At 61.5% G+C, this 20,685-nt stretch carries 26 protein-coding genes, 3 tRNA genes and 1 other annotated feature; of the genes, 16 read left to right on the forward strand and 13 right to left on the reverse strand.

Annotation, left to right across the window (positions count from 1 at the left end; genetic code table 11):
• Positions 1–8 precede the first annotated feature (8 nt).
• The 6 genes from IE095_RS13465 to IE095_RS13490 all read left to right on the forward strand — a co-directional run bounded on the left by IE095_RS13465 (position 9) and on the right by IE095_RS13490 (position 4,363).
• The gene (locus tag IE095_RS13465; protein WP_189412193.1) at positions 9–497 is read left to right on the forward strand and encodes an urease accessory protein UreE; all 489 of its coding nucleotides are present in this window, start codon (positions 9–11) and stop codon (positions 495–497) included.
• Positions 494–1,123: an urease accessory protein UreF gene (locus tag IE095_RS13470; protein WP_189412194.1), complete on the forward strand. Its 630-nt coding sequence runs from the start codon at positions 494–496 to the stop codon at positions 1,121–1,123. Before IE095_RS13465 ends, IE095_RS13470 begins: the two co-directional genes overlap by 4 nt.
• On the forward strand, positions 1,120–1,734 hold the full coding sequence (ureG, locus tag IE095_RS13475; protein WP_189412195.1) for an urease accessory protein UreG: 615 nt from the start codon (positions 1,120–1,122) through the stop codon (positions 1,732–1,734). Before IE095_RS13470 ends, ureG begins: the two co-directional genes overlap by 4 nt.
• 80 nt (positions 1,735–1,814) lie before the next feature.
• Positions 1,815–3,206: a sensor histidine kinase gene (locus IE095_RS13480; RefSeq protein WP_189412196.1), complete on the forward strand. Its 1,392-nt coding sequence runs from the start codon at positions 1,815–1,817 to the stop codon at positions 3,204–3,206.
• Positions 3,203–3,835 carry a response regulator gene (locus tag IE095_RS13485; protein WP_189412197.1) on the forward strand — a complete coding sequence of 211 codons (633 nt, stop codon included), beginning with the start codon at positions 3,203–3,205 and terminating at the stop codon, positions 3,833–3,835. Before IE095_RS13480 ends, IE095_RS13485 begins: the two co-directional genes overlap by 4 nt.
• Positions 3,836–4,363, forward strand: a complete 528-nt coding sequence (locus tag IE095_RS13490; protein WP_229804788.1) for a GNAT family N-acetyltransferase — start codon at positions 3,836–3,838, stop codon at positions 4,361–4,363.
• On the opposite strand, the gene IE095_RS13495 is transcribed toward IE095_RS13490, so the two are convergent.
• The 3 genes from IE095_RS13495 to IE095_RS13505 all read right to left on the reverse strand — a co-directional run bounded on the left by IE095_RS13495 (position 4,346) and on the right by IE095_RS13505 (position 7,095).
• Positions 4,346–5,119, reverse strand: a complete 774-nt coding sequence (locus IE095_RS13495; RefSeq protein ID WP_189412199.1) for a MipA/OmpV family protein — start codon at positions 5,117–5,119, stop codon at positions 4,346–4,348. The two genes, IE095_RS13490 and IE095_RS13495, sit on opposite strands and share 18 nt — an antisense overlap.
• Before the next feature lie 228 nt (positions 5,120–5,347).
• Positions 5,348–6,838, reverse strand: coding sequence for a SulP family inorganic anion transporter (locus tag IE095_RS13500; RefSeq protein WP_189412200.1), 1,491 nt, complete (start codon positions 6,836–6,838; stop codon positions 5,348–5,350).
• 49 nt (positions 6,839–6,887) lie between these two features.
• Positions 6,888–6,945, reverse strand: a sequence feature (sul1 is cis-regulatory element that is thought to sense ions involved in sulfur or methionine metabolism; They are found in Alphaproteobacteria).
• 66 nt (positions 6,946–7,011) lie between these two features.
• Positions 7,012–7,095, reverse strand: a tRNA-Tyr gene (locus tag IE095_RS13505).
• 85 nt (positions 7,096–7,180) lie between these two features.
• Here IE095_RS13505 and rlmB point away from each other — a divergent pair.
• The 4 genes from rlmB to IE095_RS13525 all read left to right on the forward strand — a co-directional run bounded on the left by rlmB (position 7,181) and on the right by IE095_RS13525 (position 10,946).
• On the forward strand, positions 7,181–7,960 hold the full coding sequence (gene rlmB, locus IE095_RS13510; protein WP_373295416.1) for a 23S rRNA (guanosine(2251)-2'-O)-methyltransferase RlmB: 780 nt from the start codon (positions 7,181–7,183) through the stop codon (positions 7,958–7,960).
• 204 nt (positions 7,961–8,164) lie between these two features.
• Positions 8,165–8,575 (forward strand): CoA-binding protein, encoded by a 411-nt coding sequence (locus tag IE095_RS13515; RefSeq protein WP_189412202.1) that lies wholly within the window; start codon positions 8,165–8,167, stop codon positions 8,573–8,575.
• Positions 8,576–8,657: 82 nt separating this feature from the next.
• Positions 8,658–9,971, forward strand: coding sequence for a calcium-binding protein (locus IE095_RS13520; RefSeq protein WP_189412203.1), 1,314 nt, complete (start codon positions 8,658–8,660; stop codon positions 9,969–9,971).
• A gap of 117 nt (positions 9,972–10,088) precedes the next feature.
• The gene (locus tag IE095_RS13525; RefSeq protein ID WP_189412204.1) at positions 10,089–10,946 is read left to right on the forward strand and encodes a GGDEF domain-containing protein; all 858 of its coding nucleotides are present in this window, start codon (positions 10,089–10,091) and stop codon (positions 10,944–10,946) included.
• On the opposite strand, the gene IE095_RS13530 is transcribed toward IE095_RS13525, so the two are convergent.
• Together IE095_RS13530 and hisF are read right to left on the reverse strand one after the other, a co-directional pair.
• Positions 10,935–11,246, reverse strand: a complete 312-nt coding sequence (locus IE095_RS13530; RefSeq protein WP_189412205.1) for a phosphoribosyl-ATP diphosphatase — start codon at positions 11,244–11,246, stop codon at positions 10,935–10,937. The two genes, IE095_RS13525 and IE095_RS13530, sit on opposite strands and share 12 nt — an antisense overlap.
• Complete coding sequence (gene hisF, locus IE095_RS13535) at positions 11,243–12,004, reverse strand: imidazole glycerol phosphate synthase subunit HisF (protein ID WP_189412206.1); 762 nt, start codon at positions 12,002–12,004, stop codon at positions 11,243–11,245. The genes IE095_RS13530 and hisF overlap by 4 nt, the downstream gene beginning before the upstream one ends.
• 63 nt (positions 12,005–12,067) lie before the next feature.
• On the opposite strand from hisF, the gene IE095_RS13540 reads away from it, so the two are divergent.
• Positions 12,068–12,967, forward strand: coding sequence for a hypothetical protein (locus tag IE095_RS13540; RefSeq protein WP_189412207.1), 900 nt, complete (start codon positions 12,068–12,070; stop codon positions 12,965–12,967).
• Here IE095_RS13540 and hisA read toward each other — a convergent pair.
• Positions 12,956–13,675 carry a 1-(5-phosphoribosyl)-5-[(5-phosphoribosylamino)methylideneamino]imidazole-4-carboxamide isomerase gene (gene hisA / locus IE095_RS13545; RefSeq protein ID WP_189412208.1) on the reverse strand — a complete coding sequence of 240 codons (720 nt, stop codon included), beginning with the start codon at positions 13,673–13,675 and terminating at the stop codon, positions 12,956–12,958. The genes IE095_RS13540 and hisA overlap by 12 nt on opposite strands.
• 130 nt (positions 13,676–13,805) lie before the next feature.
• On the opposite strand from hisA, the gene IE095_RS13550 reads away from it, so the two are divergent.
• Positions 13,806–14,606 (forward strand): metalloprotease, encoded by an 801-nt coding sequence (locus IE095_RS13550; RefSeq protein WP_189412209.1) that lies wholly within the window; start codon positions 13,806–13,808, stop codon positions 14,604–14,606.
• A 213-nt stretch (positions 14,607–14,819) separates the two neighbouring features.
• Entirely contained in the window at positions 14,820–15,668 is an 849-nt protein-coding gene (locus IE095_RS18620; protein WP_189412210.1) for a calcium-binding protein, read from the forward strand.
• A gap of 36 nt (positions 15,669–15,704) precedes the next feature.
• Here IE095_RS18620 and hisH read toward each other — a convergent pair whose 3' ends face one another.
• The 4 genes from hisH to IE095_RS13575 all read right to left on the reverse strand — a co-directional run bounded on the left by hisH (position 15,705) and on the right by IE095_RS13575 (position 17,730).
• Entirely contained in the window at positions 15,705–16,340 is a 636-nt protein-coding gene (hisH, locus tag IE095_RS13560; RefSeq protein WP_189412211.1) for an imidazole glycerol phosphate synthase subunit HisH, read from the reverse strand.
• Complete coding sequence (hisB, locus tag IE095_RS13565) at positions 16,340–16,927, reverse strand: imidazoleglycerol-phosphate dehydratase HisB (protein ID WP_189412212.1); 588 nt, start codon at positions 16,925–16,927, stop codon at positions 16,340–16,342. Before hisB ends, hisH begins: the two co-directional genes overlap by 1 nt.
• A gap of 101 nt (positions 16,928–17,028) precedes the next feature.
• A tRNA-Gly gene (locus tag IE095_RS13570) sits at positions 17,029–17,103 on the reverse strand.
• Positions 17,104–17,151: 48 nt separating this feature from the next.
• Positions 17,152–17,730 (reverse strand): TetR/AcrR family transcriptional regulator, encoded by a 579-nt coding sequence (locus tag IE095_RS13575; RefSeq protein WP_189412213.1) that lies wholly within the window; start codon positions 17,728–17,730, stop codon positions 17,152–17,154.
• Positions 17,731–17,814: 84 nt separating this feature from the next.
• Between IE095_RS13575 and IE095_RS13580 the strand changes: the two genes are divergently transcribed.
• Positions 17,815–18,426 carry a DUF2306 domain-containing protein gene (locus tag IE095_RS13580; protein ID WP_189412214.1) on the forward strand — a complete coding sequence of 204 codons (612 nt, stop codon included), beginning with the start codon at positions 17,815–17,817 and terminating at the stop codon, positions 18,424–18,426.
• Positions 18,427–18,465: 39 nt separating this feature from the next.
• On the opposite strand, the gene IE095_RS13585 is transcribed toward IE095_RS13580, so the two are convergent.
• From IE095_RS13585 to IE095_RS13595, 3 genes are all read right to left on the reverse strand, one after another.
• Positions 18,466–18,540: transfer RNA gene (locus tag IE095_RS13585), tRNA-Gly, on the reverse strand.
• 79 nt (positions 18,541–18,619) lie between these two features.
• Complete coding sequence (locus tag IE095_RS13590; protein WP_189412215.1) at positions 18,620–19,018, reverse strand: VOC family protein; 399 nt, start codon at positions 19,016–19,018, stop codon at positions 18,620–18,622.
• Positions 19,018–19,434 carry a 4-oxalocrotonate tautomerase gene (locus IE095_RS13595; protein ID WP_189412216.1) on the reverse strand — a complete coding sequence of 139 codons (417 nt, stop codon included), beginning with the start codon at positions 19,432–19,434 and terminating at the stop codon, positions 19,018–19,020. Before IE095_RS13595 ends, IE095_RS13590 begins: the two co-directional genes overlap by 1 nt.
• A 102-nt stretch (positions 19,435–19,536) precedes the next feature.
• Between IE095_RS13595 and IE095_RS13600 the strand changes: the two genes are divergently transcribed.
• Complete coding sequence (locus tag IE095_RS13600; RefSeq protein WP_189412217.1) at positions 19,537–20,094, forward strand: TetR/AcrR family transcriptional regulator; 558 nt, start codon at positions 19,537–19,539, stop codon at positions 20,092–20,094.
• A 62-nt stretch (positions 20,095–20,156) separates the two neighbouring features.
• Complete coding sequence (locus IE095_RS13605) at positions 20,157–20,678, forward strand: alkylphosphonate utilization protein (RefSeq protein WP_189412218.1); 522 nt, start codon at positions 20,157–20,159, stop codon at positions 20,676–20,678.
• Positions 20,679–20,685 lie beyond the last annotated feature (7 nt).

Below are 20,685 nucleotides of genomic sequence, written 5' to 3' on the forward strand. Positions count from 1 at the left end.
ACGTGACGATGGCGGAAGATTTGCCAAAGGCAGGCGAAGTGCTGGCCAAGGGGGCTTGGGCCAAGGCCGATTTTCAGGTGCAACTGGGCTATGAGGCGCGGTTTCTGCGGCGCAAGCGGTTGGAGACGACGGGGGGCCTTGGGTTTCTTGTGGACCTTGCGCAGACGACCGACCTGCGGGGCGGCGAGGCTTTCCGGCTGAACGATGGGCGTCTGGTGGAAATCATCCCGGCGCGGGAACCGGTGTTGGTGATCCGGGGCGATCTTTCGCGTCTGGCTTGGCATATTGGGAACCGGCATACACCGTGCCAGATTGAAAAGGACCGTCTGGTGATCCGGGCGGATCATGTGCTGGAAGGCATGTTGCGCGGCCTTGGGGCGGATGTGCGCCCGGCGATTGAGCCGTTTCAGCCGGAACAGGGGGCCTATGGCATGGGGCGGACGATGGGGCATAGCCATGGGGCGGAGGGGGCGTTTATTCCGCTGGCGAACCCGTGACAGCCGAACTTTTGCGCCTGATCCAATGGCTTTCGCCCGCCTTTCCGGTGGGGGGCTTTGCCTATTCGCATGGGCTGGAAAGCGCGATGGTGTCGGGGGCTGTGCGGGATGGGGCAGGGGTGCGGGAATGGGTGGGCGATGTGCTGGCCTATGGGTCCGGGCGGAATGATGCGATTCTGCTGGCAAGGGGGCTGGCTGGTGGTGATCTGGAGGACTTGTCTGATCTGGCCCGCGCGATGGCGGCCAGCAGCGAGCGTTTGCGTGAGATGATGGATCAGGGGGCGGCCTTTGCCATGGCGACCTCGGCCTTGACGGGTATGGACCTGCCCGCACGGCCCTTGCCTTTGGCGGTGGCGCAAGCGGCTCGGGGGTTGGATTTGCCGCTGGAAACTGTGCTGTCGGTCTATTTGCAGAGTTTTGCGGGGGCTTTGGTCATGGCGGCGGTGAAGTTCTTGCCGCTGGGTCAGACTGAAGGGCAGGGGATTTTGCAGGCCTTGCAGCCGCTTGTCCTTGAGATTGCCAAGGACGCAGCCCGCCCGGATGCCGATTTCGCGAGCAGCGCCTTTGGTGCGGATATGGCGGCGATGGAACATGAAATTTTGGAAGTCAGGATATTCCGGACATGACGAACGGACCTTTGAAGGTGGGCATTGGCGGGCCTGTGGGCGCGGGGAAGACGACGCTGACGGAACAGCTTTGCCGGGCTTTGGGCCACCGCTGTTCGATGGCGGTGATCACGAATGACATCTATACGCGCGAGGATGCCGAGTATCTGATGCGCCAGCAGGTGCTGCCCTTGGACCGTATTCGTGGGGTGGAGACGGGGGGTTGCCCGCATACGGCGATCCGTGAGGATGCGAGCATCAATCTGGCGGCGGTGGCGGACCTGAACCGCGCTTTTGCCGACCTTGACCTAATCCTGATCGAAAGCGGCGGCGATAATCTGGCGGCGACCTTTTCGCCGGAACTGGCGGATTTGTCGATCTATGTGATCGACACGGCGGCGGGGCAGGACATTCCGCGGAAAAAGGGGCCGGGGCTGGTGCGGTCTGACCTTTTGGTGGTGAACAAGGTCGATCTTGCGCCGCATGTGGGGGTCGATCCGGTGCTGCTGGAAAGCGATGCAAAGGCGGCGCGGGGCGAGAGGCCCTATGTCATGGCCAAGCTGCGGCAGGGGTTTGGGGTGGATCAGGTGGTGGCCTTTCTGGAACGTGAAGGTGGGCTGGCCCTGCGCTGATCAGACCAAAGCCCATAGGCAGGGCGCGGGCTTGGGGCTAAATTGGCGGAAAGCCACGACCTTGGACCCTTGCTTTGAATTTGCCCCCGCCTTCGCGCCTGTCGCTGGCCCAGCGTTTCGCCTTGGCGGGCGGGGCGGTCATGTTGGCCGCAACGGTGGCGGTTGGCTATTGGGTCAGCAACCGCATCGAAGAGGCGGTGGTGCGCAATACGGCGAATGCGACTGCGCTGTATATGGAAAGCTTTCTGTCGCCCATCACGCAGGACATTGACCGGGGCGATGCTTTGCCGCCCGGCGCGATCCTGGCGCTGGAAGAGGTTCTGGAGGGCACCTCGCTGGGCGAAAGGGTCAAGTCCTTTAAAATCTGGAAACCGGATGGGCGGATCATCTATGCCAGCGATCCGACGCTGATTGGCAAGGTCTTTCCGGTGGATGACGGGCTGAAGGCGGCTTTTGAAGGGGTGGTCAGCGGTGAAATCGGCGGCCTGGACGAGCCTGAGAACACCACCGAAGCGGCGCTGGGGATTCCCTTGCTGGAAATCTATAGCCCGGTGCGTGAGGTCTGGTCGGGGCGGATTGTGGGGGTGGCGGAGTTCTATGAGGTGGCCGATGGGCTGACCGATGATCTGGCCAAGGCGCGCTGGCGGTCCTGGGGGGCGGTGGCCTTGGTCATGCTGGGCATTGGGGGGGCGATGTTCCTGATCGTGTTGCAAGGCAGCCGGACGATTGACAGCCAGCGTGCCGCGCTCACGGGGCAGATGGCGGCGCTGCGCGATCTGGCGGATCAGAATCTGGCCCTGCGGCTGCGGGTGCAAGAGGCGGCAGGGCGGGCGAGTGCGATGAACGATCGGGCGCTGCGGCGGGCGGGCGCCGATCTGCATGATGGTCCGGCGCAGTTGTTGGGCTTTGCTGCGCTGCGGCTGGACAGTTTGCGCGGGTTGGTGGGGGAACCGGAGCAGACCGATCTGGATCAGGTGGAAAGCGCCCTGCGCGACAGTTTGCAGGAAATCCGCCAGATCGCGCGCGGGCTGAGCCTGCCCGAGATCGAAGCACGGCCGATCGACCAAATCGTGCAGGGTGTCGTGCAGGCGCATGAGGCGCGTCATGGCGTGACAGTGGCGGTGACAGGGCTTTCGGGCGATATCGCCGAACTGGGGCCGGCAGCGCGGATATGTCTGTATCGGTTCGTGCAAGAGGGGCTGAACAATGGCTGGAAACATGCGGGGGGCGCTGGGCAAAGGGTCAGCCTGCACCGTGAGGGGCGCCATTTGCAGGTGACGGTCAGCGATGAGGGGCCGGGGCTTTCGGCGGAGGGCCTTGGGCAATCCGAAGGCATGGGCCTTGCCGGTCTGCGGGACCGGGTGGAAAGTCTGGGGGGCAGTCTGATCCTGACCCGCCGGGGGGCGACGGGGGAAAGGCCGGGGGGCATGGACCTTATCATGATGCTGGAAATTCAAGGAGGCGGGCTATGACCTTGCGGGTTGTGATTGCGGATGATCATCCGATCTATCGCGAAGGTGTGGCGCGCAGCCTTTCGGAGGATGCGGGCATTCAGGTCGTGGGGCAGGGGCAGGATGCCGATCAGGCGGTGGAACTGGCCGAACGGCAGCAGCCGGACCTCATCCTGCTGGACATTTCCATGCCGGGCGGGGGCGGTATTTCAGCGCTGTCGCGGATCATGGCTTTGCCGAAGCCGCCGCGTGTGGCGATGCTGACGGCCTCTGAAGAAGATGACGATGTGATGCAGGCGCTGAAAGCGGGCGCGCAGGGCTATATTCTGAAAGGTGTGGGCGCGCGCGAGTTGATCTCTTTGGTCAAGGACATCGGCGCGGGGGGCTCTTATGTCTCACCCACCCTCGCTGCGCGCATTTTGAACGCGATGCGGGCACCAAAAAGTACCAATCCTTTGGAAGACTTGTCGAAACGCGAAGAAGACATCCTGCGGCTGGTCGCCGAAGGGAAAAGCAACAAGGAAGTGGGGCTGACTTTGGATTTGCAAGAAAAGACGGTAAAGCATTACATGACCGCCATCCTGCAAAAGCTGCATGTGCGGAACCGGACCGAAGCGGCGCTGATCGCGCGCGAACATCTGCGCAAATAAATGGGAATGGTCGACACTGGGGCTTTCAAGATGATCTCGATCCGACCGGGAACCGTGGAAGATGCGCCCGAGGCGATTGATCTTTTGCGCCGTTCGATCACCCATCTGTGCCAGTTGGATCATGAAAACGATGACCAGAAACTGGCCTCCTGGCTGTTCAACAAAACCGAAAAATCCTGGATCACCTGGGTCACCAAGCCCGAATTGATCGTGCTTGTGGCCGAACGCGAGTCGCGTCTGGTGGGCATTTCAGCGATGTCGCACTATGGGTTCATCCTACTGAACTATGTGGATATCGGGGCGCAGTTCATGGGGATTGGCAAGGCCATGATGGAACGGCTGGAGGGCAAGGCCGCCCTGTTGGGCATCAAAACCTGTCGTTTGAACAGCACTCGGGCCGCGCAGCGTTTCTACACGGACCGGGGCTATGTTCCGGCTCGGCTGGGGGTTTATGGCGAACTGACGATGGAAAAGGCCATCCAGCCGAAGAAAGCACGGATCTGGGCCAGTCTAGAAGCGGATGAATAATCCCGCAAAGGCGCTGGGCTGGGCTTTGTCCAGCGCCAGCGGGCTGTCCGCGGCATCGCCCAGCAAACGGTCATAGCGCACGCCGCCGATCAGCGCCGTGCTGGGCGACAGGCCATAGCGGGCTGTCAGGCCGACGCCTGCCGATTGCAGACCACCGCCCGTGGCAAAGGCCGCATGGCCCGAAGTGGCGGATTGCGCGGCTGTGATGCCAAAGAAGGTTTGCTGATGGTCGGCATTGGCCAGCGTGGTCCCAGCCTCGATCCCAAGGGCAAAGCGGTCGGTGACTTCCCACTCCCGTTCGGCTGTCAGGTCCAGCGTCGCACCATAGTCGCCACCGCCCTTGAGTTCGGCCCCGAGAACGAATCCGTCCAGATCATAGTCCAAACGCAGGATGCCCAGCAGTTGCCCGTCAATGTCGCCCATCCCCGCCAGCTGCGGATCGTCGTCTTCGTCCCGTCCGAAGGCATAGCCCAAAGCGACCTGCACCTTTAGCTTTTCGGTGCGAAAGGCTGTGACGCCGACACCTGACCGGAAACCGGCAAAGAAGTGATCGTCTTTGTAGCTGGCGCTAAAGTCGAGCAGCGGCCCGGCCTTGAAATCATCGGCCCCGGCATAGGCTGGCCCATAGGTGCCGCCGATCCCCGCCATGAATTGCCAATTCTTTTCCGCCTCTTGCGCCATGAGTGGCGTTCCTGCCAGCATAAAGACAAAAGTCCACCCACCCCGCGCCAAGGCGCTGGTTGCTTTCCGATCCATGAGAGTTTTCCTGCTATTTCATGATGTACGACAAAATGGTGCCGATATTCGTGATTTGCCCAGCCCGGTTTTCATGACTTTCCACGCAGATCTTCCCGAAGTGTTTCAAGCGCCGGACAGACGGGCCAAGCACGACATCGCTACCACTTAGACAGTGTCAGGTAGATAGACGGTGTCAAGCCCAACGGGAAGCCCCGACCAAAGTCGATAGGCGGGGATTACCGTCGATCAATGCGCCGGAAGCAGGTCCATTGCGCCGGGCTTGTCATGCAGGGCCAGACGGTCAACCAGCGTTTCCGAGGCGGCATTCATCCCGATGATCTCGACCTCGGCCCCACGGCGACGGAACTTCATCACCACCATGTCGATGGCCTGCACGCTGGAAATATCCCAGATATGCGCCCGACTGACGTCGATGATGACCTTTGCCGCGCCTTCCCTGAAATCAAAGGCTGCGACAAAATCTTCGACCGAGCCATAGAAAAGCTGACCTTCGATGACATAGGTTCGCAGATGCCCATCGGGCGATAGCGTGGCGCTGACCTTGAACAACTGGGCGATCTTGCCGGCAAAGAAGATGCCGGACAACAGCACGCCGACCAGCACCCCGATGGCAAGGTTGTGGGTGTAGACGACGGTTGCGACGGTGGCGAGCATAACGATGGACGAGGAATGCGGATGCCGTCGCAGATTGCTGATCGACGCCCATGAAAAGGTGCCAATCGACACCATGATCATAATGGCGACCAGCGCGGGCATGGGGATACGCCCCACCCAATCACCCAGAAAAACCACAAGGATCAGCAGAACGACACCAGCGACGAAACAGGACAACCGCCCACGGCCGCCTGATTTCACATTGATCATGGATTGTCCGATCATGGCACAGCCCGCCATGCCGCCGATGAAACCTGTGGCCGTGTTGGCGATGCCTTGGCCGATACATTCCTGATTGCGGTCGGTTTTTGTGTCGGTCAGGTCATCGACAAGGCTTTGCGTCATCAAGCTTTCCAGCAGGCCGACAACGGCCACCGCGAGGGAATAGGGCAGGATGATCAACAGCGTTTCCAGCGTCAGTGGCACTTGTGGGATCAGAAAGACCGGCAGGGTGTCGGGCAAGGCCCCCATGTCGCCAACGGTGCGGACGTCCCAGCCGAAGTAGAGCGTGAGCGCGGTCAGAACGACGATGGTGACCAAAGGCGATGGGATTGCCTTGGTCAGGCGGGGGAAGAGATAGATGATGGCCAGCCCTGCGGCGACGAGAACATAGGTCAGCCAGGTGACGCGGCGCGGGTCAAGTTCGGGCAGTTGCGCCATGAAGATCAGGATGGCCAGGGCGTTGACGAAACCGGTCATGACCGATTTGGAAACATAACGCATGACAAAGCCCAGCCGCAGAAGGCCCATGCCAATCTGGATCAGCCCGGCCAGAACTGTGGCTGCCAAAAGGTATTGCAGGCCGTGATCCTTGACCAAAGTGACCATCAGCACGGCGGTGGCGGCGGTGGCCGCAGAAATCATCCCAGGCCGCCCGCCCGCGATGGCGGTCAGAACAGCGATGGAAAAGCTGGCATAAAGCCCGACTTTCGGATCAACCCCGGCGATCAGCGAAAAGGCAATCGCCTCGGGGATCAGGGCCAAGGCGACGACAAGCCCTGACAAGAGGTCGGCACGAATGTTGCCCAGCCATTCCTGGCGGTACCGGTCATAGTGAAACATGGAATTTTCCGTCTGGCCCCGGCCTTGGTTGGTCTGTCGGGGTCTGTCAGGTTGTCCGGCGGATCGGCGGCCGGAAGAGCCATCCGGGGCTTGCACCCGGATCCTTACGATTGCGATGCTGTTAGCCCGCAGAACGCAGTTTGCCAAGCCAGAAACAGTCATTTCAGGAAGGATGGTGGGCGACCCTGGAATCGAACCAGGCACGAGTCGCCTCGGCGGAGTTACAGTCCGCTGCCGCACCTTGCAGCACGTCGCCCACTGGGGCTGCGAATTAGCGAAGGCCCCCGGTGGCGTCAAGGCGAAAAGGGCGCTATGTGCGACAGAAATCGAATGGAGCGCAGCATGACCAAGCCGGATTGGGTGATCGACAAGGAACGGGCCAAACGGCAGGCGGAGCGCGAAACCGTCTGGCTGTTCGGCCTCCATGCGGTGCGGGATGCCTTGGTCAATCCGGCGCGCAAAAAGCTGCGACTGGTGCTGACGAAAAATGCGGCGGATCGTCTGGGGGCCGAGGTTCTGGCGGCGGGGGGGATCAGCCCCGAAATCGTCGATCCGCGGAATTTCAACGTGCCGATTGATCCCGAAAGCGTGCATCAGGGGGCGGCGATGGAGGTCAAGCCGCTGAACTGGGGTAAGCTGGCCGATGTCGCCATTTCGGGGGAAGGGGCGCCTTTGGTGGTGCTGCTGGACCGGGTGACCGATCCGCACAATGTGGGGGCTGTTCTGCGTTCAGCCGAGGTGTTCGGCGCGCGGGCGGTGATCGCGCCGCATCGGCATTCGGCCCCGGAAACGGGGGCCCTGGCGAAAACCGCCAGCGGGGCTTTGGAACGGCAGCCCTATCTGCGGGTGACGAACCTGTCGGAGGCGATGGAGGAGCTGAAGGCGATGGGCTATGTTCTGCTGGGGCTGGACGGTGATGCCGATGTGACGCTAGGGCAGGCCTTGGCCGAGGTCGGCACGCGGCCCGTGGGGCTGGTGATGGGGGCGGAAGGGCCGGGCCTGCGCGACAAGACGCGGGAAACCTGCGACCGTCTGGTGAAAATTCCGGCCGCCGGGGGCTTTGCTTCGTTGAACGTGTCGAATGCGGCAGCTGTGGCGCTTTATGCGGCGACCATCCGTTAACAGCGTTTCACAGTTGCGCGACCGGGTCTAGGCACAGGGCGCAAAGGGTCTATCTTGAAGGGCAGGACGGGACCGGAACCCCCGTCCATTCACTTTACTGTCCCTCGTTCCGCAACTGACGCCCGGCCTCCCAAAGGCGCGGGCGTCTTTTTGTCTGGATTGCCGGGCAAGGGCGGGGCAGTCTTGGCAAAACCGGAGGCTGACATGACCGACGACGACATCCGCCGCATCCTGACAACAACCCGCACCATCGCCCTTGTCGGCTGGTCGCCAAAACCGGAACGCCCCTCGAATGGCGTGGCGCGGTTTCTGGCGGGGCAGGGCTATCGGGTGATTCCGGTGAATCCCGGTCAGGCGGGCCAGCAGGCTTTGGGCACGACCGTTCGGGCCAGCCTGTCCGAGATCGACGAACAGGTGGATATGGTGGACATCTTTCGCCGATCCGAGGAGGTTCTGCCGGTGGTGCAAGAGGCGCTGACGCTGCCGGGGGTCAAGACAATTTGGATGCAACTGGGCGTCGTGAACGAGGAAGCCGCGGCTTTGGCGCGGGTCAAGGGGTTGGATGTGGTGATGAACCGCTGCCCTGCGATCGAGATTCCACGGTTGGGAATTTGACCGCTGTCCAAAGCGTTTGCCAGTAAGCGGCTGTGGGCCTATCCTCCGCCGCATTCACACAACGCTTTTCCAGGAGATTGTCATGCCCATCAACGCCACCAGCAAATCCGGCTACGGTATTCTTTACACCCTCACCGGCAGCCAGGATCTTGTGATCGGAACAGGAAAGAAAGTTGAATCCTTTGGTCCTAGACTGATCGAAAATTCTTTGGCCGTCTTTGCCCAAACCGGAAGCCATGACGTCACAGTGGCGGGCAAGCTTTATTCTTTTTCCGATGCGATCAACTTTGAAGCGGCCGATGGGACACATCGGATCACGATTCAGTCCGGCGGTGAAATCATCTCCACCGAAGGGGCCGCGATGACGCTGGGAGGGCAGAATGGGCAGGTGGTGAACCGTGGGCTTATTCTTTCTGACGATGGCATTGAATTCACGGACGACGGTGCCGGGACATCGCGCGTGACCAACTATGGCCGGATCATCGGCGATGACGGGATAGACGCGGCATCGGCGCAAAAAATCGTGGTCAAGAACTTCGGAACGATTCTGCTGGCCGGCAGCGATGCCTTGAGCGGATCAGATCTGCGGGATGTGTTTATCAACCGTGGCAACGTGAACGGAAGCATCAGTTTCGGCGATGGCAACGACTTTTACGATGGCGTGGGCGGTGTCTTCCGCGGCGAAATTTCCGGCGCTGAAGGCAACGATGTTTTTCGCGCCGGTCGCGGTGCCGAAGCGTTTGATGGTGGGGGCGGAATCGACCTTATCGACTATCGCGCGTCGGCGGCGATCAGGATCTGGCTGGATGAAAGCCAGACCAACAAGGGCGGTGCTCTGGGCGATCAGATCGAGGGGGTGGAGCGGGCTTTTGGGTCCTTGATCGGGAACGACCGGATCCAAGGAAGCACGGACGACAACGATCTCCGCGGCTTTGGCGGCAAGGATACCCTGATCGGTGGCGACGGCGAGGATCTGCTGGTTGGCGGCGACGGCAATGACCGGCTGGTGGCGGGCGAGGGTGGCGATACGCTGATTGGCGGCAAGGGTGTCGATACGATTGTCCTTGGGCCGCCGGCCTTTGAGCAGAATCTGGTCCGTTACAACAATATCAACGAGTTCGGCGACAAGATCGAGGGTTTCATCTTTTTCGACGAGTTGGAGTTCAAGGGCAGCGCCTTGGGCGGCGGGTTGGAATTGGGGGAACTGTTGGTCAACCGCTTCAAATCGGGCGGGAACAACAAGGCGGCGGATGCCGATGACCGTTTCATTTTCAGGACGGGGGACGCGACGCTGTGGTTTGACCGGGATGGCAACGGTACGGCCTTTAAATCCGTGCTGGTGGCTGATTTCACCGACGGGACGGCATTTAGCGAGATCAACATCACCATTCTTTGACGATGCCGGGTCTTTGACCATGCCGGGCGCGGGTTTCGGCCTGCGCCTGGTCTTTGGCGGCGTTAACTATTTGTTAACAAATGGCGCTCAGTCTGGTTCAAAAGCGGTGGACCTGACATGCGGATTTACAAAGCCTTGGCCCGGCTGTTCCCGGGAAGCTTCACCGCCAAGGTGTTCTTTCTGGCCTTCGTGGGCACCCACGTGCCGTTGATTGTGCTGATCGCCTATCTGCTGGGCGGGCCTGACGGGCTGTCGCAGCATCTGGACATTCTGGCCATGGTTCTGGTCGCAACGCTGGTGGGCACGGCGGCAACGCTTTTTGCGCTGAAGGCCATTCTGCGCCCAGTGTATCAGGTGGAACGGGCCATGCAGCGGTTTGAGGATGAGGGCATCATCGCGCCGCTGCCGCAGGACATGCAGGATGAGCTGGGACGCTTGATGCAGCGGGCGGGGCGCATGATGGCGCGTCTGCAAGACCGGATCGAAACGACGCAGCGCAGTGCCGACACCGATCCGCTGACGGGCGTCTTGAACCGTCGTGGCTTTGAACGACGCACGGCGCGAGATGGCTCGGGGGCGGTTCTGCATTTCGATTTGGATCATTTCAAGGCGATCAATGATCGGCTGGGTCATGATGCGGGCGATCAGGTCTTGCAGGATGTGGCGCGTCTCGTGGCGGATGGGCTGCGGCAAGACGATGTTCTGGCGCGGTTTGGCGGAGAGGAGTTTGTGGTGTTCCTGTCCGATGTTTCGGCGGAAGAGGCGCGTTTGGCGGCCGAACGCCTGCGCCGCGCGATTGCCGAAAATATACGGGCGGGCGGGGCTGCGGTGACGGCCTCAGTCGGTGTCAGCCATGGGGCAGGGACATTGGCCGAACGTATCGCCCGCGCCGATCAGGCCACCTATCTGTCCAAGAACACGGGGCGGAACCGCGTGACGGTTCTGCCAATGGGCGACCAAAGCTCAGCCGCGTGAGGCTTTTTCGGCGATGCCTGACTGCCCCTCGCGCCGTTCCAGCTCGGCCAGCACGTCCGCCAGCGTCACATCCCGGGCGGCGAGCATCACCAGCAGGTGATAGATCACATCGGCAGCCTCGGCGGTCAGTTTGGCGCGGTCGCCCTTGACCGCCTCGATGATCGCCTCAATGGCCTCTTCGCCGAATTTCTCGGCGCATTTTTCCGCGCCTTTGGCCAGCAGTTTGGCGGTCCAAGACGATTCCGGATCGGCCCGCTTGCGGGCGGCGATGGTGGTGGCGAGGCGTTCTAGGGCGCTCATGACAGCCTCATCGGAATGCCTGCCGCGGCCATATGGGCCTTGGCCTCTCCAATCGTAAACGTCCCGAAATGGAAGATCGAGGCCGCCAGAACGGCGCTGGCATGGCCTTGGGTCACGCCTTCGACCAGATGGTCCAGCGTGCCCACCCCGCCGCTGGCGATGACGGGCACGGGCACGGCATCGGCAATGGCGCGGGTCAGGGGCAGGTTGTAGCCGCCCTTGGTGCCGTCGCGGTCCATGCTGGTGAGCAGGATTTCCCCCGCGCCCTTGGCAGCCATCATGCGTGCGAATTCTACCGCATCAATGCCGGTTTCGCGGCGACCGCCGTGGGTGAAAATTTCCCACTTGCCCGGTGCCACGGTTTTCGCGTCAATCGCCACCACGATGCATTGGCTGCCGAAACGGTCCGCCGCGCGGGCCACCACATCCGGGTCGGCCACGGCGGCGGAGTTGAAGGACACTTTGTCCGCCCCGGCCAGCAAAAGCGCCCGCACATCCTCGGGCGTGCGCACGCCGCCGCCCACCGTCAGCGGCATGAAGCAAGCCTCGGCCGTGCGGGTCACCAGATCGAACATGGTGCCCCGGTTTTCATGCGTGGCGTGGATGTCGAGAAAACACAGCTCGTCCGCGCCCGCCGCATCATAGGCTTTGGCGGCCTGCACGGGATCGCCCGCGTCGATCAGGTTCACAAAATTGACGCCCTTGACCACGCGGCCATCGGCGACATCGAGACAGGGAATGATCCGGGTTTTCAGCATGGCTGGCCTTTCGTCGGGGCCGTGATAGCCTTGAGTGCAGGGCAATTGCAATGGCGGTGGCCGATGCGGGAAGTTTGGCATCTTTTCGGGTTGTCGCTGACCTTGGGGGCGATTGCCGTCTTTGGGTCGGAGACGCTGTTCTGGGCCTTTCCGGGGCCGACCATGGGTGTGGTCGAATATGCGCTTTTGGTCGTGATTTACGGGCTCGCCAGCGCAACCGCGCTGAGTGCGGTTTTGCTGACGGGGGCGGGCGGCTGGCGAGGGTTCTGGCTGGCCGGTGCGATGTTCGGCTTTCTGATCGAAGGCGTTGTGGTGGGCGAGATGTATCTGGCCTTTCCCTTCCAATTGGTCTGGACGCCACTGGCCTGGCATATGCTGCTGACGGCAGGCGTCATGCTGGCCTTGGTGCGGCTTTCGGTGGGTTGGTCGCTTGGGCGTCAATGTCTGACGCTGGGCGCAATCGGTATGGCCTATGGTTTCTGGGCGGCTTGGTGGCCGCTGGAAAAGCCGGAACTGCCGGGACTTGGGGCCATGGCGCTTTACCAATTTTCCGGCGCGGGCGTCGCGGTCTTGGGGTTTCTGGGGCTGGACAGATTTGGACGGCTGCCAAAGCCGCCGCGTCGGGCGCTGTGGATCATGCCCGTGGTGGCGGCCAGCCTTTTCATGTTGCAGACCGTGCTAAACCCAACGCCCCTACGGATATTCCTGCCGATGATGATGGGCTTGACCGTTTGGGGGATGTTGCGGGCCAAGGGGAATGGGGCCGAGTTTCGGCTTAAACCGGCCCCGGTCTGGCGCTATTTGCCGCTGTTTCTGGTGCCCGCGTTTTCGGTTTTGACCACCGCTGTGATCTTTCAAACCGCAGGGGCCATTCCGTCAAATGCAGTGGTGGCCTTCATCACCTGCCCGGTTGGGCTGGGGCTTTGGCTTTGGCAGATTTTCCGCAAAGGCTCAGCGGTTTAGCAGCGCCAAAGCTTCGCGCAGATCAATCGCGCCTTCATAGAGTGCCCGGCCGGAAATCGCGCCTGCAATGACGCCCGTCGCTTTTAGCGAGGTCAGGTCGTTCAAGGTTGAAACCCCGCCGCTGGCGATGACAGGAATCGTCACGGCCCGCGCCAAAGCCTCGGTCGCGGGGATGTTCGGCCCGCCCATGGCGCCATCGCGGTCAATGTCGGTGTAGATGATGGCAGCAACGCCTGCGTCTTCAAACTGGCGGGCAAGATCTGTCGCGTTCACATCGGTTTCCATCGCCCAGCCTTTCGTGGCGACCATGCCCTTGCGGGCGTCAATGCCCACCGCCACCTTGCCGGGGAAGGTCGCCGCCGCCCGCCGCACCAGATCGGGGTTCTCAACCGCCACGGTGCCAAGGATCACGCGGGACAGCCCCGCCTCCAGCCACATGGCAATCGTGGCCATATCGCGGATACCGCCGCCCAGTTGCACCGGAACTTTGACGCTGGACAGGATGGAACGCACCGCATCGCTGTTCACCGGATGGCCGGCGAAGGCCCCGTTCAAATCGACCAGATGCAGCCATTCGCAACCCGCATCCTGAAAGGCCAAGGCCTGTGCGGCGGGATCGGCGCCAAAGACGGTGGCCTTGTCCATATCGCCACGCAACAAGCGCACGCATTGGCCGTCTTTCAGGTCGATGGCAGGATAAAGGATCATTTGGCAGCCCCCGGAATTGACCCCGCCCCTTTGGCACGGCAAGGGCTGACGCGCAAGTTTCACGCCCTTGCCCCAATCCCGCCCTGATCATGGTTCAGGTCCGAAAAGGACAAGTAAGGGACATGCCATCGTGACTGTTGAACTGCCGATGTTGAGTTTGGTGCTGTCCCTGATCCTGATGTCGGGCACTTGGTTGGCCCTGCGTGGGGGGATGGTGGCGGATACCGGACTGACGGTCGTAGGGCTCGATTTCGACAGTCTGGGTATGGCTTTGCTCGCGGTTCTGGCCGCCTGCTGGTTCTGGGGGCCGATGTATGGCCTGGCCCTGATTCTTGCGGTCATGATTCATGAATTCGGCCATGTCGCGGCCTATCGGGTGTGCGGGCATATGGATGCGCGTTTCCGCCTGATCCCGCTGATGGGCGGAGTGGCCATTTCGGACCGGGTGCCAGACAGCCAAGCCAAGGATTTCTTCATCTCGCTGATGGGGCCAGGGATTTCCGTGGCCCCAATGGCACTGGCCTTTGCTTTGTCGGGAATGATGCCTGCGGGTCTGGAAGGGGCAGGAGAGTTTCTGTGGATTTTTGCGGTGGTTATCGCATCGCTCAATTTCTTCAATCTGTTGCCGCTTTGGCCGCTGGATGGTGGGCGGTGTCTTCACATCTTGACCATGCGATTTGGTGGCGGTTTTGCGACCTATGCCACGATTGCGACCAGTGCTGTTCTGGGCGCCTTGGCGGTGTGGATGGGGTCGCTGTTGCTTTTGTTGTTCGCCGTGTTGGGCGCGGCCGGCATCACGCGGCATATTGCCATCGCCCGAGCGCAAACGCCCTTGCAGGGCGGGGCGTGGTTCTGGGCCTTCGGTGCTTGGCTCTCAGTTTTGGCGGCTCATCTCTATGGCAGTTGGTGGTTCTTGACACAGATGCTGTAACGCGGCCCGCTTCAACGAAAGTCGGATCCGGGTTCTTGGTCGTCTGACAGGAATGTGACCAAAACCTCCTAAACCGAGGTTTATTCACGACTCTCGGGGCGACCTAGCCCTTGAGTTTACAAGCCTATTGTTGATCGGCCGCCTCAATTCGGTTTGTTGACCAAATCGGCGCACAGTTGACCGTGCGTCAATTTCGACAAAAGGGATCCCATAATGGCTGTCTGGAAATTCGCCCCGACCTCGCGGCAAGTCATCGCCGATACGGCTGACTTCGCCTTTGACCTTGGGCTTTACATCGTCAACGATCTGCCTGTTACCTTGAGCTCTTCGACATCGGTGACCTATCAAGGCAATCTGTCCATCGTCGTCCCGTCGGCGGAGTTTGCATTCAACTTGAAAGGCAGCGGTCTGACTGTCGCAGACGGCATTCTGACCGGTGGCACCATCACTTCGCTGTCACTGAAAATCGGCGGAGCAAACTATGTAACGGTGACCGGCCTGTCGCTATCGGCTGAACAGTTCGGTGATCTGGCCTTGCCGAATTTTGACAGCACCGTGCTGCTGGAGCAGTTTCTTCTGTCGGGCAATGACAACATCACGGCAACCGGGTTGAATGATGACATCCGCGGTATGGCGGGAAATGACGTGCTGAATGGGCTGGCTGGACGGGACGAACTGGATGGTGGTGCAGGCAAGGATGTCTTGCGCGGCGGCGGCGGCGACGATCAGCTGACGGGCGGAGCCGGGGCCGACAAGTTTGTTTTCGACAAATCGGTCTATGGGGCCGGCACCGACTTCATCAGCGATTTTGGCGGAACCGATCTGATGATCTTGGACAACGATGCGTTTAAGGGCGTTGGAGGGCCGGGCAAGTTGTCGTCCAAGCTGTTCAAGAATATGGATACCGGCCGGATCGATGCGAATGACCGCATTCTCTATTCGCAGGTCAGCGGCGGTGTCTACTACGACCCCGATGGCAACGGGTTGAAGCCGATGGTTCTGTTTGCCTTCCTCGATAACAATTTCCGTCTGACGGCGGGCGATATTCAAATCATCAACTGATGATTTCCGGGGCCCCGGCGGCAGGTCCGCCGGGGTTCAGGGTTTCCAGCGCAGGAAATTACCGATCAGGCGCAGGCCGGTGGCCTGGCTTTTCTCGGGGTGGAACTGGGTGCCCACCATATTGTCGCGCCCGATGATCGCCGTCACGGGCCCGGCATAATCGACATGCGCCAGAAGATGCGCCTTGTCGGCGACTTGCATCGCATAGGAATGCACGAAATAGGCGTGATCGCCGGTTTGCAGCCCCTCCAGCACTGGATGCGGCTGGTCGATCACCAGATCGTTCCAGCCCATATGCGGCACTTTCAGGCCCGTCTCGCCGGGTTCGATCCGCGTGACCTGCCCGCCGATCCAGTCAAAGCCTGCCACATCGCGGTATTCGCGGCCCACTGTGGCCATCATCTGCATCCCCACGCAGATGCCCAGAAAGGGTGCGCCTTGGGTCACGCGTTCGGCAATCGCCTCGAATAGACCGATATGATCAGACAGTGCCTGACGGCAGGCGGGAAAGGCCCCGTCACCCGGTAGCACGATGCGATCTGCTCGCGCGACATCCTCGGGGCTTGAGGTGACAAGAACTTCGCCCCCCCCAACCTCGACCGCCATACGCTGGAACGCCTTGACGGCCGAATGCAGATTCCCCGCGTCGTAATCGACCAAGGCCGTCCGCATCACAGCGAACCTTTGGTCGACGGAATGGCATCCGCGCGGCGTGGGTCGGGTTCGACAGCCATACGCAGCGCCCGCGCCACCGATTTAAAGGCGGATTCGGCGATGTGGTGGCTGTTCAGCCCGTGAAGGCGGTCAAGGTGCAGGGTGATGCCGCCATGCGTCGCCAGCGCTTGAAAGAATTCGCGCACCAGTTCGGTGTCGAAGGTGCCAATCTTGGTGGTCGGGAAATCGACGTTCCAGACCAGAAAGGCCCGCCCCGACAGGTCCAAAGCACAGGCCACCTGCGCGTCATCCATCGCCAAGCGGCATTCGCCATAGCGCCGGATGCCCCGCTTGTCGCCCAATGCCTGTGCCAGCGCCTGCCCGATGGCGATGCCTGTATCCTCGACCGAATGGTGATCGTCGATGTGCAGATCACCTTCGCAGCGGATGGTCATGTCGATCAGGCTGTGGCGGGCCAATTGGTCCAGCATATGGTCAAAGAACCCCACGCCCGTCTTGCAATCCGAACTGCCGGTGCCGTCCAGATTGACGCTGACCGAGATCGCCGTTTCGTTGGTCTTGCGCGTGATCACTGCCTGCCGCATCGGAACATCCTGCTTTGCTTCACGCGCCTTATAGGCCGCAGGGACAGAGCAGGGAAGGGGGCCTTAAAACGAAAAGGCGGCCCGAAGGCCGCCGTTTTCATTGGAGCGGGCGATGAGATTCGAACTCACGACCCTAACCTTGGCAAGGTTATGCTCTACCCCTGAGCTACGCCCGCACTCCGTGGCAGCGATCTAGCCAATGTCGGGGGCGGGTGCAAGCGGGTTCAGGTGCGGCCCGCAAGAATTTTTTCCAGCAGGGTGGCAAAGGGTGGAATGTTGGAAATGGCGCGGCGTTTCTGGGCATCCGGGCTTTGCAGGCCCAGCATGGCGTAGCCGTGGACGCTGCTCCAAACCGCAAATTCCAACTCTTCGCGGTCGTCGGGTGTGCAGAAGGGCGCGCAGCAGTCGCGCAGGATCAGATAGGATTGCGTGCTGGCGCGACCGAAATCTTCGTCCGTGCGGTTCACGGTGCTTTCGGTGAACATGATGTGGAAAACCCCGGCATGGGTCGCAGCAAAGGCCAGATAGCCTTGGCAGATGCCATGCAGCCGGGCGCGGGGATTAGGGCCAGCCCGGTCGCGCGCCAGAATCATTTCGGCTGAGAAGCGGTCAAAGGCGCGGGCGGCGATGGCGGTCAGAAGGTCGGGCAGGGCGGAGAAATAATGCGCCGGGGCGGCATGGCTGACGCCCGCCCGTGCCGCCGTCTTGCGCCATGTCAGGGCCTCGGTCCCGCCTTCCAGCAGCAGTTCAAGGCCCGCGTCGATCAGACGGTCGCGGGTGGATAAGGGCGGGATCACGTTCATGGTATCGTCCTTGATCTTTGACTTGACAGTGTCAAGCTGTCGTGGCTAGTTGGGTAAAACTTGACACTGTCTAGGGATGCAGAAATGACACTGACCTTCTTGGGACGCTGGGCGTTCAGGCTGTCTTGCGTGATTGTGGCGCTGTTCACCTTGCGGCTTTTGGCCTTGCCTGCGGACATGGTGATGCCCGTGCTGACCTATTACCTGCCGGTGTTGCCGGTGACGATCTGGCTGCATGTGATCTTTGGGCCGATCGCGTTGTTTCTGGCACCGTTCCAACTGTCGAATGGTCTGCGGGCGCGGCGTCCGGCGCTGCATCGGGTGATGGGCTATGGCTATGCGCTGTCGATCCTGATTGCGGGGGGATCATCGCTGGTTCTGCTGCTGGAATTCGCGGGAAGCTGGTTTGCCTTGTCGGGCTTTGCGGCGCTGGGGACTTTGTGGATCGCCTTTACGGCTTTGGGCATAAGGGCGGCGATGGGGCGGGATTTTGGGCGGCACAGGCGGTGGATGCTGCGCTCGGTGGCGCTGACCTTTGGGGCGGTGACCCTGCGGATCATGATGCCGCCCTTAATGGCGGCGGGCATGTCGGCGGTCGAGACTTATGATGTCACCGCTTGGGGCTGCTGGTTGCCCAGCCTGCTGCTGCTGGAATGGTGGCAAAACCGCCGGCCCGCCCGTGTGGCCTTGGCCTGAAACGAAAAAAGCGCCCCGTGGGGCGCTTTTTCATTCGGCTGGAGCGGGCGATGAGATTCGAACTCACGACCCTAACCTTGGCAAGGTTATGCTCTACCCCTGAGCTACGCCCGCATCAGCCGATGGCGGGGATTTAGGGAAAGGGGGCGGGGGATGCAAGGGGCATTTTGCCCCTTTGCGCCAATATTTGGGTCTATGCGGTTTGAACCAGTTCCAGCCGGTGACCGTCGGGGTCTTCGACAAAGGCGATGATTTCGCGATGGCTTTGCCCCTTGGCGGCATGGGTCATGGGGCCAGCTTGTCGCAGGATGGGGACACCCATCGCCGCAAGCCGGGCACAGGTCGCGGCTACGTCGGGCACCCCAAAGGTGATGTGGCCCCAGGCCGTCCCAAGACTATAGTCCCCGCTGTCCCAGTTGTAGGTCAGCTCGATCAGGCTTTCACCGGGCTGTTCAAAGCCCAAGAAGGCCAATGTAAAGCGCCCCTCGGGGTAGTCTTCCTGACGGATCAGCCGCATCTGCATCGGGCCCGTATAAAACGCCAAAGCCCTTTCCAGATCGCTGACGCGCATCATCGTGTAAAGCATCCGCATCAGTCAGCCCCGATCGCGGCCAGAAGGTCAGCGTTGCTGTGGGCCACCCCGTTCAGGTTCCACGTGCCATCGACGGTATGAAGCGCCTCGGTCCAGATGCGTTCAGGGCTTAGGCGGCCTTCGGACAGGCCAACCAGAATATCCGTTACCTGACCAAAGAAGGCCTTCTGAACGCCCGCATCGGACAAAGCGAAGGCTGGCACCTTCGCTTCTAGCCAAGCGCCAAGGACGGGCGCTCCGCCTGCAAAGGCCTGACCTTCGGGCAAGATATGGACTTGGCCCGTCACATTCGGGCCGATCACCCGGTTGCCGGTCAGCCCGTGGGTTTCCAGAAAAGCCGCCGTGATTTGCGCCATGGCTTTGGCGACATGTTCGGGCGGGATCGCGTTTTGCGAGAGGGTGAGGACGAGTGGCATGGGGATTCCTTTGTAAGATAGTGATCGTTATGGCATATGGAATAACGATCGTTATCTTGTCAAGAATGAAATAATGATCGTTATCTCATCGGGGAGAGTGCGATGCGCTATGCGGCAGAACAAAAGACGGAAACGCGGGCGCGGCTGCTGGCGGCGGTGGGGCGGGCGTTTCGCCGAGCGGGCTTTGGTGGGGTGGGGGTGGACGCCTTGGCGAAAGAGGCGGGGATGACCTCGGGCGCGTTCTATGGGCATTTCAAATCGAAAGATGCGGCGTTTGAGGCGGCGGCGGTTCAGGGGCTGGAGGAACTGCGGGATGCTGTGCTGGCGATGCAGGCGGATGGTGACGACTGGCTGGAAAGATTCATGGCGTTCTATCTGTCTGTGCGCCTGTTCGGTCCGGCCGAAGAAAGCTGCGGCCTGCAAAGCCTGACCGCGGATGTGACGCGGGCCAGCCCTGCGATAAAAGCGCAGTATCAGGCGGCGCTGGATCAGGTGATCGGGGCGATGGCGGTGGGTTTGGGCGACCGGGGCAAGGCCTTGGGGCTGCTGGCGCTGTTGTCGGGCGGGGTGACGCTGGCGCGTTCGGTGGCGAATGGAGATGTGCAGCGGGATATGGCCAAGGCGCTGCTGGATCAGGCGCGTGCCTTGGCTGCGGCCTGAGGGCCGGGCTTTCCCTTTCGCCGTTCCGGGCGTAGGGCAGGGCAAAGTGACAGGAGATTTCGATGACCCTAGCCGAATTGATGGCCCGTGCGGGCGAGGTTTGCGAATTCTGCGGGGCAGGCGACCGGCTGGGGGGCGTGGAACTGCCGCCGGCGGGTGCCCTGTTGCTGTGTGCCCAGTGCCGGGGCGACCGGCCCGCACCGGATGATCACTGGCGCTGTCTGGAAGGGGCGGCCTGGTCGCAGGAGCCAGTGGTGCAATGGGCGGTCTGGCGGCGGCTGGGAAGTCTGGATGCGGCCTGGGCCGGGGAAGTGCGGGACAATATGGTGCTGCTGCCCGAGGTGGAGGGTTGGATCAACCTGCCATCCGCCGTGGAACACCGGGACGCCCACGGGGCGCTGCTGGCGGCGGGCGATACGGTGGTTCTGGTGAAGGATCTGGTGGTGAAGGGGGCGAATTTTACCGCCAAACGCGGGACGGCGGTGCGGGGAATTGCGCTGGTGCCGGACAATGGCGGGCAGATTGAGGGCCGGGTTGAAGGACAGCGGATCGTGATTTTGACCGAGTTTGTGAAAAAGAAATAGGCGGAAG

It is taken from the genome of Neogemmobacter tilapiae (assembly GCF_014652215.1).
Taxonomy (GTDB): Bacteria; Pseudomonadota; Alphaproteobacteria; order Rhodobacterales; family Rhodobacteraceae; genus Neogemmobacter; species Neogemmobacter tilapiae.